This is a genomic window from Stenotrophomonas sp. YJH_SMC_135, from assembly GCF_059372355.1.
This window is the reverse complement of sequence record NZ_JCAFVN010000004.1, coordinates 370,972-382,836: the sequence shown is the minus strand read 5'-3', so window position 1 is coordinate 382,836 and position 11,865 is coordinate 370,972. Positions and strand designations below refer to the sequence as shown.

The 11,865-nt window shown below is 69.4% G+C and carries 5 protein-coding genes; 2 read left to right on the top strand and 3 right to left on the bottom strand.

Annotation, left to right across the window (positions count from 1 at the left end):
• A complete protein-coding gene (locus tag AC5P98_RS16445; protein ID WP_049405552.1) occupies window positions 1-2,040 on the top strand; it encodes an FUSC family protein in 2,040 nt (679 codons plus the stop codon).
• Between the two features lie 94 nt (window positions 2,041-2,134).
• Window positions 2,135-2,533: a hypothetical protein gene (locus tag AC5P98_RS16440; RefSeq protein ID WP_049405551.1), complete on the top strand. Its 399-nt coding sequence runs from the start codon at window positions 2,135-2,137 to the stop codon at window positions 2,531-2,533.
• Window positions 2,534-2,923: 390 nt separating this feature from the next.
• Here the strand turns inward: AC5P98_RS16440 and recD are convergent, their stop codons facing one another.
• The 3 genes from recD to recC are packed head-to-tail and all read right to left on the bottom strand — an operon-like array spanning window position 2,924 to window position 11,819.
• Window positions 2,924-4,804, bottom strand: coding sequence for an exodeoxyribonuclease V subunit alpha (gene recD, locus AC5P98_RS16435; protein ID WP_049407317.1), 1,881 nt, complete (start codon window positions 4,802-4,804; stop codon window positions 2,924-2,926).
• Window positions 4,801-8,478 (bottom strand): exodeoxyribonuclease V subunit beta, encoded by a 3,678-nt coding sequence (recB, locus tag AC5P98_RS16430; protein ID WP_049419187.1) that lies wholly within the window; start codon window positions 8,476-8,478, stop codon window positions 4,801-4,803. The genes recD and recB overlap by 4 nt, the downstream gene beginning before the upstream one ends.
• Window positions 8,475-11,819 (bottom strand): exodeoxyribonuclease V subunit gamma, encoded by a 3,345-nt coding sequence (recC, locus tag AC5P98_RS16425; RefSeq protein ID WP_041863987.1) that lies wholly within the window; start codon window positions 11,817-11,819, stop codon window positions 8,475-8,477. Before recC ends, recB begins: the two co-directional genes overlap by 4 nt.
• Window positions 11,820-11,865: the final 46 nt, after the last annotated feature.

The following is an 11,865-nucleotide window of genomic DNA, read 5'->3' as shown; positions in this document are numbered from 1 at the left end:
ATGAACGCGCTGACCGACCGCCAGGCCTGGCTGTTCTCGATCAAGACCTACCTGGCCGCGGTGGCCGCGCTGTACATCGCCATGGCCGGCAACCTGTCGCGCCCGTACTGGGCGATGGGCACGGTGTACATCGTCAGCCAGCCGCTGCTGGGCCCGACCCGGGCCAAGGGCGTGTACCGCATCGTCGGCACCCTGGTGGCCGGCCTGGCCACCCTGCTGGTGCTGCCGGCGCTGGTGGAGACGCCGCTGGTGCTGAGCGCGGCGATGTCGATCTGGCTGGCCGGCTGCCTGTTCATGGCCCTGCTCAACCGCGGCCCGCGCGGCTACGCGTTCCTGCTGGCCGGCTACACCACCGCCTTCATCGGCTTTCCGGCGGTGACCTCGCCGGAAACCATCTTCGACACGGTGGTGGCACGCAGCGAGGAGATCATTCTCGGCACGGTGGTGGCCGTGCTGTTCGCCTCGCTGCTGTTCCCGGCTTCGGTACGCCCGATGCTGCGCGCGCGCATCGGCAACTGGATGGAGGACGCCGCGCAGTGGTGCCGGCAGATCCTTGAACGTGGACGCGCGCACGCGCCGCGCAACCGGCTGGCCGCCGACCTGGTGCAGTTCGAGGCACTGATCGAATTCCTGCGCCGCGATGATCCGCGCCATGCCGGGTCTGCGGTGTCGATGGAGCGCCTGCGTGAGCGCATGCTGCTGCTGTTGCCAGTGCTGTCCTCGATTGCCGATCGCCTGAGTGCGCTGCGCAGCGACGGCCAGGCCCTGCCCGAAGGGCTGCCGGCGCTGGTCGATGACATCCACGATTGGCTGGATGGCCCAACCAACGCCAGTGAATACGCCCGCCTGCGCGCGCGCATCAGTGCCCTAAAGCCGCAGGTCGACCGCGACCTGCAGCATCTGCAGCTGGCCAGCCTGCTGCTGCGCCTGGAGGAACTGGTGGACCTGTGGCAGGACTGCCGCACCCTGCAGCACGCCATCGACCACGGCACCGCGCCGCTGGACCGCGCGCATTACCGCATCCGTACCGAACGCGTAGCCGCTGACAAGCACGTCGACTACGGCATGGCGCTGTTCTCCGCGCTCAGTGCCGGCGTGGCACTGATGAGCTACTGCGTGCTGTGGATCGCGCTGGGTTGGGAGGGCGGTGGCAACGGCGCGATGATGGCCGCGGTGACCGCGGCGTTCTTCGCCGCGCAGGACGACCCGGCACCGAGCATGGTGTCGTTCCTGGTGTGGGCCATGGTCGCCTCGGTGGTGGCAGGCGTGTACCTGTTCGGCGTGTTCCCGGCCGTGCACGACTTCGGCCTGCTGGCGCTGGTGCTGGCGGTGGCGTTCCTGCCGCTGGGGCTGATGCTGCACCACCCCAAGAGCGCGCTGTTCGCACTGCCGCTGACGGTGAACCTGGCCGCGCTGCTGAGCCTGCAGAACACCTACAGCGCCAACATCCAGACCTTCCTCAACTCGTCGATCGCGATGTTCATCGGCATTGGCTTTGCGGTGGTGATGACCCGCCTGTTCCGTTCGGTGGGTGCCGAGTGGACCGCGCGCCGGCTGGTGCGGCAGGGCTGGACTACGCTGGCCGAGGCCGCCGAAGGGCGCGGCCAGCAGGACCGCCAGCGCTTCGCCGCACGCATGCTCGACCTGCTGGGCCTGCTCGCGCCGCGCCTGGCGGCAACCCCGGAGGGCAGCGACATCGCCTCGGTGGATATGCTCAACGAAGCGCGCATCGGCCTGAACATCCTGCAGCTGCGCCGCGCGCGGCTGGAACTGCCCGAGCGCAGCCGCGAAGCGGTCGAGCACATTCTTGAGGAGATCGCCGCGCACTACCGGCGGCAGATTGCCGCACGCAAGCCGATGGTGGCGGCCGACGCATTGCGCGAGCGGCTGGATACCTCGCTGGGGCGGGTCGGCAGCGTAGCCGCCTGCAAGGCACGCGACGAGGCGCTGATGGGCCTGATCGGCCTGCGCTTCGCGCTGTTCCCGGAGGCGAAGGCGCTGGCGCCGGGCCTGGCCATGAGTGCAGCCGAACAGCCGTAGCGCGATACCCTGTGCGTCCACAGACCCCGTTGCCGGGGTCGGATCCTTCGCTGCGGGCGAAGGCTCTGACCCCTGCTCTGCACAGGAAGCTCCAATGAGTTACGACATGATGGTGTTCGAGGCCAGCGCCGCACCACGCGAGGCGGCAGCTTTCATCGCCTGGTTCGAAAAGCAGACGCAGTGGAACGAGCGCCACGAGTACGACGACCCGGCAGTCAGCAGCGCGGCGCTGCAGGCGTGGTTCGCGGAGATGGCGCAGGACTTCCCGCCGTTGAACGGTCCATTGAGCAACGACGATGACGACCGCGCCGAGGTGACCGAGTACAGCATCGGCCAGCAGGTGATCTACGGTGCGTTTGCCTATTCGGTGGCCGAGCGTGCGCATGGACGCGTGCAGGACCTGGCCGAAAAGCACGGCGTGGGCTTCTTCGATGTGAGTGCCGATGAAGCGGCAATCGTGTTCCCGGATGGGCTGGTGTTGATCGCGGAATAGGTGTGGCGGGAGGGCTGCGCCCTGCACTTGCCGAATCAACTTCAACGGCAACGTCAAAGGCTGGCATTCCGTGGGATGGCGGGGTAGGTCCGGTTGAGGGGGACGCCGTAAACCCATCCATGGGGGCTTGGTCGCGGCATCCATGCCGCTCACACCCCCTCAACCGGACCCACCCCGCCTTCGACAGTTTCCTGTGATCTGTCGGCACGGCGTTCTGCTCTGGTGGGTGTCGACCTTGGTCGACACGGTAGATCCACGGCATGCGTGGATGAACGTCGGAATGATCGAAGTACGCTTTTGTAGAGTCGAGCCATGCTCGACTGCTTCTGCCTGGCGATCAGGTGAAGGGGTCAGAGCCCGTTCCCGGTGGGAACGGGATCCGACCCCGGTTCAGAACAAGGTGCCCTGCACGGTAGGCTGTTCGATGCGCGCCGGTGCTTCGGCCACCGCTTCCGCACCCAGCCGCCAGGCCAGGCCACCCAACCGGCTGGCGTGGCGTTTCAATGCGGCCTGCAGCACCTCTGCGCTGCCCGCCACATGCAGCACCTGGCGGGCGCGGGTCAGGCCGGTGTAGACCAGTTCGCGCGACAGCACACGGCTGTCCTGGCGTGGCAGCTGCAACCACACTTCATCGAACTCCGAGCCCTGTGCCTTGTGCACGGTCATCGCAAAGGCGCTTTCGTGCGCGGGCAGTGCGGCCGGGTGGAAGGCGCGCGGCTGCTCGACGGTGTCGCCGGGGAACCAGGCCACCATCGCGCCACTGCCATCGCGCAGGCAGATGCCGATATCGCCGTTGAACAGGCGGTGCCGGTAGCTGTTCTCGGTGACCAGCAGCAGGCGGCCCTGGAAGTAGCCCGGGGTGTTGCCGGCCAGCAGCTGTTCGATGCGGCTGTTGAACCCGCGCGCACCCTGCGGGCCTTCGCGCAGCGCGGTCAGCACGCGCAGGCGCCCGGCCTGCTGCAGGGCAAGCGCTGGATCGGCGGCGTCGGCCAACGCACGCCAATGGCCCAGCAGGTGCTCGCGCTGGCCGCGCAGCGGGTCTGCCTCACCTTCATTGAAATGCACGCCTGCCAGTTCACCGCCGCGCAGCAGCTGCAAAGCGGCGACGGCGTCACCCTCGCGCACGGCATCTGCCAACGGGGCCAGCACCAGTGCATCGCTCTGCCGGTACCCTCGTTGCAGCTGCACGCGGCGGCCGGCGAAGGTGTTCGGTTCGGCCTGGGGCTGCAGCGTGGACGGCGCCAGCAATCCACGCAGCGCCTGCGCGTCATCGGCGCGGGTGCCGATGCCATCACCGCTGGCACGCAGGATCGCACTGAGTACGTCGCCGGCCTCCACCGACGGCAGCTGGTCGGGATCGCCGAGCAGGATCAGCCGCGTGCCGCTGGCGATCGCATCGACCAGCTTGGCCATCATCGGCAGATCGATCATCGAGGCTTCGTCGACCACCACCACGTCCACCGGCAGCGGATTGTCGGCGTGGTGGCGGAAGCGCGGCGAATCCGGGATCACGCCGAGCAGGCGATGCAGGGTGGTGCCGGAACTGGGCAGTGCCGCGCACAGCGCCGGGTCCACGCCGTGCTCCTGCAGGCGCTGCACGGCCAGCCGCAGGCTCTCGGCCATGCGTTCGGCGGCGCGCCCGGTGGGCGCGGCCAGCGCCACCTCGGGCAGCGGCTGGCCAGCGTGCCGGGCCTGTGCGGCCAGCAGCAGCAACAGCCGCGCGATGGTGGTGGTCTTGCCGGTGCCGGGACCGCCGGTGACCAGCGCCAGCGGATGGCGCAGGGTCACGCCGGCGGCGCGTGCCTGGTGATCCTCGCTGCCCAGTGCCTGCCGGAACAGCTGCGCGAACAACGGTGCCAGCGCGGCCATGTCCGGTGCCGGCAGCGGATGCCGGCCGATGCGCTGCAGCCCGGCCGCCAACTGCCGCTCGTACTCGCGATAGCGGCGCAGGTAGAGCAGGCCGTTCTCCAGCACCAGCGGCGCATCCTCGGCGATGGCATCGGCCTGCTCCGGCGTCGCTACCCAGGGCGATGCGCGCAGCTGCGCCAGCCAGTCCTGCGCGGCAGGCCACTCGGGCACGCCGTCCAGCAACCGCTGCGGTTGTGCCGGATCAAACCCGGCATGGCCCTGCGACACCGCCAGCGAGGCCAGCGCGGCCGCCAGCGCCACACTGTCCGGCGTGTCGTCGCGCAACCGCTGCAGGCTGGTCGCCAACGCGTGATCGAGGGTGCGCAGCAGGCCCTTCTGGTGCAGTTCCTTCAGCAGGCTCATGCGCTGGCCCCACGGGCACGTGCGGCCAGTTCGGCCTGGGCCTGTTCGCCACCTGCGAACAGTGCGTCGAGTGCATCCACCAGCGCGAACGGGAAGCGGTCCACATGCACGCCGTTGCCGGCAGCATCCAGGCCGCGGCAGAACAGGTAGCGGATGCCCCCCATGTCGCGCTCGTAATCGTAGGCCGCGCCCAGACGGAAGCGCAGCCAGCGATGCAGGGCCACGGTATAGATCAGCGCCTGCAAGTCGTACTCGCTGTGGCGCATGGCAATGGCCAGCAGGTCCGGACTGTAGCCGGGCAGCCGGTTGGATTTGTAGTCGAGCACGTACCAGCGCCCGTCGCGCACGTAGGTCAGGTCGATCATGCCGGTCATCAGCCCTTCCAGGCGGCGGCGCTGGCCGAAGCCGCGACGCGCACTGGAAACCCCATGTGCATGCAGCAGCTGCAACAGCGCCGGTACCGTGGTCGGTTCGATGGCGAAATGGAAGTCGATTTCCGCGCGCCGCTCGCCTTCGCCCAGGCTGTGCAGCGCACCGCCCTCGGGCAGTGGCACGGTGAGCGTGTGGCCGACCAACGGCACCAGCACCGCCACGCCATCGTCCAGGTCGACGTCGGCATAGCCTTCATCGTGCAGCGCCTTGCGCAGCACCTCGGCCTGGCCCTCGGGCGCTTCCAGGCCCGGCTGCCAGCCCCCCCACGCAGCGAAGTCGACGTTCTCCATCGCCTCGTGCAGCACGTTGCCGAAGCGGCTGCCCATGAAGCGCGGGTCGACCGGCGGGCTGTCTTCGACGGCGGCGGGTTCCGGCAGCGCGGGCTCCAGCGGCAGTTCCGGGCCCGCGGGTTCGTCGGCGGCGGGCGCCGGCAGCTCGGTGGCGGCGGCTTCAATATCACTGCCAGCGCCCGCGTCGGCATGCGCCAGCTGGGTGAAGCTGTATACCCACCAGTCGTGCGGCACGCGCCGGGTCAGTGCACGCACTGCCGGAAGATCCCCTTCCACTTCGGCCGCCAGCTGCGGCAGCGCGGCCACTGTCTCACTGTCATCGATGTGCACGTCGGCGTGCGCGCGCAGCGCCTGCAGGTCGCCCAGCAGCGGCGCCAGGCGCGTCTTGCCAAGCCCGGCCAGATCACCCACGGCGATCCACAGCGCATGCTCGGCGCGGGTCAGTCCCACATACAGCAGGCGCGCATCCTCGGCCCGTTGCTCACGCTCGCGCTGTGTGCTGGCCGCTTCCCAGGCCTCGTCCCTGTCCAGCTTCCAGTGCAGCTGGCGCTGGCCATCGACGTGCACGGTGCAGTGCGAGGCGGTGTTCGGTGCGCCGCCGTCGATGCCGACGAAGGGCAGGAACACCAGCGGATACTCCAGGCCCTTGCTCTTGTGCAGGGTGATGATCTGCACGCGGCGTGCATCCGATTCCAGGCGCAGCAACTGCTGCTCGTCATCCTGGTCGGCGCTGGCCATCTGCCCCTGCAGCCAGTCCAGCAGGCCATGCATGCCCAGCGCCTGCGCCGAGGCTTCCTGCAGCAGTTCGCCCAGTTGCAGGTAGTTGGTCAGGCGGCGCTCGCCGTCGATCAGCGCCAGCAGGCGTTCGCCGTGCGCGGCACAGACATCGGCGATCACCGCGAACGGACCACCGCGCTGCCAGCGCTCGCGCCAGTGCAGCAGCTGCGCCTGGAACCCGCGCTGCAGGTCGCCCTCGCGCTCCATCGCCGCGATCGCACTGGCCCGCTGGCCCAGCAACACCGTGGCCAGCGCTGCACGCAGGCGGCCTTCGTCTGCCGGTTGCAGCAGCGCCAGCAGCAGCGCGCGCAGATCACGTGCCTCACTGGTGGCGAACAGGCTCTGCTTGCCCGCCGCCACTGCGGGTATGCCAACCGCAGCCAGCGCGCGCTGCACCAGCGTCGCCTCGCGATGCGAGCGCACCAGCACCGCGATATCACCAGGCTGCACCGGGCGCCCACGCAACACCGCTTTGCCCGCACGCGCCTCGACCAGGGCCTGGTGGATCGCAGCCACGCAGGCCTGGGTCGCTGCCTCACGCGAGGCATCGGCACTCATCGCCTTGTCACCCCCGCTGCGCAGCACGCGCAGGGTGAGTGCCTTGGCGGCGTGGCCGTCGTGCAGATAGTCCTCATCGGTGCGCACGCCACCGGGACGCACCGGCTCGAACTGGATGTCACGCTCGAGGAAGGCGTCCTCACCCCCGTTGTCGTACAGCGCCTGCAACGCGCGCAGCACTGACGGTCGCGAGCGGAAGTTCTGGTCCAGCACCGGCGCCTGCTGCGCCACCTGCTTGGCCTTCAGGTAGGTGTGGATGTCGCCGCCGCGGAACCCGTAGATCGCCTGCTTGGGATCGCCGATCAGGAACAGCGCCGGTGCCAGGCCGAGTTCGCGCACCTCCGGCGAATTGCCGAACACGGTGTGGAAGATGTTCCACTGGCGATCATCGGTGTCCTGGAACTCATCGACCAGCGCGATGCGGTACTGCGCGCGCAGCTGCCTTACCAGCGGCAGCCGCTGCGGGCCTTCCAGGGCCAGTGCCACGCCATCGATCAGATCGTCGTAGGTCTGCACCCGGCGCGTGCGCTTCAGCGCCTGCAGGCGCTGCATGGCTTCGGCGCGAAGCGCGTGCAGGAAATTCAGCGCGGTACCACGCAGCCAGGCATCGCGTTCGGCCAGCAGCGCGACATAGCGCGCCAATGGCACCTGCACTGGCGACGACGGCGTGCGGTCGGGGAACTTCTTGTTGGTCTTGTCGGCCAGCACCTCCGGCAGCAGTGCCGGCAGGCGCTCGCTGGCCAGCAGCTCGCGCGGGTCGCCGCGCTCGGCCCAGGCCAGCAGCTGCCGGCCCAGCGAGTGCAGCCAACCCAGCTTGTAGGACACCCCGTTGATCCACTTGTTGTCGACGGCATCGCAGAGGTCGATGAAGAACTGCTCGCCATGCCCGCGCAGCGCCTGCTGCAGTTCGGTGGCGGCGGCCTGCAAAGCCGGCTGTGGATCGGCCAGCGCCACCGGCCGCGGCAACGGGTGCAGAGGCGGCGCAGCCAGCAACGCGCGCAGATCGGTGGCCAGCGCGTCCGGGTTGGACCACAGCCAGGTCAGCGGCTCCAGCGTGGCCGCGTCGTTGGCATGCACCCGCCACAGATCGGCCGCCAGTTCCTCCAACAGCTCACGGTCGCTGGCCAGTAGTTCCGGCGGATCGAAGGTATGGCCGCTCTCCAGCGCATGCTCGCGCAGCACGCGGGTGCAGAAGCCGTGGATGGTGAAGATCGACGCCAGGTCGATCTCATCGGCGGCCACCTGCAGGCGGCGCTTCAGTGCGGCGGCGCTCTCGGTCCCCCCCTGCAGATGGCGCTGCAGCACCTGGCGGGTCAGCCTCGTGTCCGGTGCTTCGCCCCCGGCCGGTTCCAGATCGACCAGGCGCGCGGCCAGCGACAGGCGCTCGCGGATGCGCTTGCGCAGTTCCTGGGTGGCGGCATCGGTGAAGGTCACCGCCAGGATCTGGCCGATGCGCAGGCCCTGCTCCACCACCAGGCGGGTGAACAGCGTGGCCAGGGTGAAGGTCTTGCCGGTACCGGCGCTGGCCTCGATCAGGCGGATACCATCCAGCGGCAGGGCCAGATAGGGATCGCCCGCCATGCGCTGGGAGTCCTCATCGACGATGGCGGTGCTCATGTGCTGCCCTCCTGGCGTGCATCGGCGCCAAGGGTGCGGCCTTCGCGCACCGCGCTGAAGACCACCTGGCTGTTGCGCAGCAGATCGGCATAGCCGGCGTCGGTGGCAAATGGATCGGCACCGCGCAGCAGCAGCTGCCAGGCGTCGCTGCTGGATTCACCCCAACTGCGGTCGCTGCCGTGCCACTGCTTCCAGCCTTCGCTGCGCTGCTTTTCGGCCGGCGCGTTGTACAGCACCCAGCCGGTGTAGGGGGCAAAGCGCAGCGGTTCACGCAGTCCGCGTTGGCGCAACTGCAGCAATGCGCGCAATGCCGCGCGTGCAGCAGGAGCGCTCAGTGCCGGTAGTACATGCGGGCCGGGACCGGCGTCGCCGCCATCATGGAACTGCACCAGCGGCAGGGCATCGCCGGCAGCGTTGGCCAGCAGCCAATCCAGGCCCTGGCGGATCACCGCAGTGCCATTGAGGGTGCCAGCGCGCAGGCGCACCAGCCCGTCGGGGTGTCGATCGGCCACACGGCCATGCAGGCGCACGCCATCGATCTCCACTTCATAGCGGCGGCTTTCCAGCGGCTCGCCCCGCATCCAGCCCAGCAATGCACTGGCATACGGGCGGGTCTTCAACTGCTCCACCTCGAACTGGCGCTCGCCCAGGGGGCCCGACGGCAGCAGGCCACGCGCGCGCAGCCGCGGATACAACGGCTCGGTATCGCCACTGAGCGTGGCGCGTACCACCGCCGCCTGCACGCTGCGCTTTTCCGGCCCGCGCGAGGACAGCACCAGCGGTTCCAGGTCATCGACCTCCTCGACATCGTCGGCCAGGCGCAGGCCCAGCGACTGCGCCAAGAACTGCCCGGCCGGATCGCACAGGAAGCGGCGCAGGGTATCGAGTGCAACGTCGTCTTCCACCGCATCGTCGAGCGGCGGCAACGCGGCATCGAACCACGGCTGCAGGCCTCCGCGCGCGCCGGTGAGGCGACCGGCGGCCGGATGCCATTGGCGGCGATAGCTGAAGCGGCGTGGATCACCGTCACCGAACGCCGCCGGAGAGAACGGCTGCAGTGCGTGGCGCACGGTGAAGTCGCGGACCGCCGCAGGCGGATCGAGGTGATACGCAGCGGCGGCATCGATCAGTTCACTGACCAGCACCGACGGCTCACGCGCGCTGCCATCGCGCGGATCGGCACCGAGGTAGCTCAGGTAGAACACCTCCTGCGCGGCGGCGAACAGCTGCAGGAACAGGAAGCGGTCGTCTTCGCGGGTGGAGCGGTCGCCGGGCCGGCGGCGCGGCGTGTCCAGCTCGGCAGTAAGCTGGTTGAGACCGGCAGCCGGGTCACGGCGCGGGAAATCGCCATCATTGAGACCGAGCACGCAGATCACCCGGAACGGCAGCAGGCGCATCGGCACCATGCGGCCAAAGCTGATGCCACCGGTCAGCAGCGGCGCGCGCGTATCGGCCTCGCCCAGTGCTCCGGCGAAGTGCGCGCGCACGACCTCCGGCGGCACCCCGTCCGTGAAGCCGGCCTTGGCGGCATCATCGGCGAACTGGTTGAGCAGCTTGCGCAGGCGCTCCAGGGCACGCTGGCTGTTGGGCGAACTGGGCGCAGTCGGCAGCAGCGCGTCCAGCAGCGACAGCAGGCGTTGCCGCCACTGCGCCGGCGTCAGCAGTTCGCCGAGGCGGCGCTGGTAGACCGCCAACACGCGCAACAGGCGCAGCAGCCGGTCCAGGGCGTCCAATGCGCCGCCCTCCAGCTCGATCCACGGGGCAACACCGGCCAGGTCGGCCTCGCTGCCGGTGGCATGACCGAGCACCAGGCGATCCAGCGCGAACTGCCAGGTGTAGGCGTCGTCGGCCGGGGCCTGGTGCTGGTTGCGGTGCTTCGCATCCAGGCCCCAGCGCGCGCCAGCCTGCTGCAGCCAGCCATGCAGGCGATCAAAGTCCACCGCCTCCAGCCCGGCCGCTTCGGCCAGCGGCGCGCTGGCCAGCAGGTCCAGCACTTCGTTCAGGCCGAAACGCGAGACCGGCAGGCCCAGCAGGTGCACGAACACGTCGGCCAGTGGCTCGCCGGCGAGCGGACTGCTGTCGGCCAGCGCATAGGGAATGTGCTCGTCCTCGCCCCCACGGCCGCCGAACACTGCTTCCAGATACGGCACATAGGGGTCGATGTCCGGTGCAAGCACGGCGATCTCCCGCGCCTGCAGCGGCGGGTCGAAGCGCGGGTCCTGCAGCAGGCTGCGCAGCTGGTCGTGCAGCACCTGCAGTTCGCGCAGGCGGGTATGGCAGGCATGCACCTGCAGGCTGGGATCGTCGCTGCGCAGCCCGTCGCGCAGCTCGCCCGAGGGCAGCGCACGGCGGTGGAACAGATCGCGCTGCAGGCGATGCAGCAGGCTGTCGGACAGTCCACCTTCGGCCAGCGTCGGCCGGGTGTCGTCCTCCGGATCCGAATACGCGGCAATCTCGCCGGCCGGGTGCACCACCTCGTAACTGCCCAGCACCGCCATGAAATCGCGCCCGGCCGCGCCCCAGGCTTCCAGCAGGCGGTTCTCACCGGCCGCTTCACCGAAGGGATCGGGCGCGCCGCTGCGCAGGCGCTCGGCCAGCGTCTGCAGGTCACCCCAGTACGACTGCACCGGCGTGGGCATATAGAAGTGCAGCTCGCCCACCCGCGCCTGGGTGGCCATCACCCGCAGCACATCGGGCGAGATGTTGAGCGTCGCGAACGCGGACATGCGTGGTGGCAGGCCCTGCGGCAACGGCTGGCCGGCGCCCTCGAAGCGGTCCAGGTAAGCCTGGATGCGGCGCGCGCGGTAGTCGTGGCCAGCGGCGATGCTGCGCCAGAGGATGGCCTGCGGGTCGGCCGGGTCGGCGCCGGCCTCCCAGCGCAGCAGCCAGTCGCGGCGCCAGGCCTGGTACTTCTCGAACACCGACGCCAGTTCACCGGCCAACGCCCACGGCTTCAATGCATCGCTACCGGCAAGATAGGACTGCAGCGCGCGCATCGGTGGCTGCGCCAGCAACGCCGGGTCGCGCAGTGCCTGGTACACCTTCCAGTGCAGGCCGGCCGCGTCCAGGTCGTCGCGTTCGCCGGGCACATTGGCGTTGAGTGCACGGGCAACGAACTCGCCCGGGGTCAGGAACTCAAGATTGGCGGCCACGCCATATTCGGCAGCGAGTGTTGCTTGCAGCCAACGCCGCATCGCCACCTGCGGAATCAGCACCACCTCCGGCGCCAGCAGCGGCTGACCCGCAACCGGCGCACGCACGTTGCGCGCCAGCAGCGCGGCCAGCACGTCCAGGGAGTTGGAATGGTAGAGGCGGAAATCGCTGCCCGGGTCACTCATCATGCACAGTGTGCAGCACGGCAGGCAGTATTCAATGGCCGGCCCATCG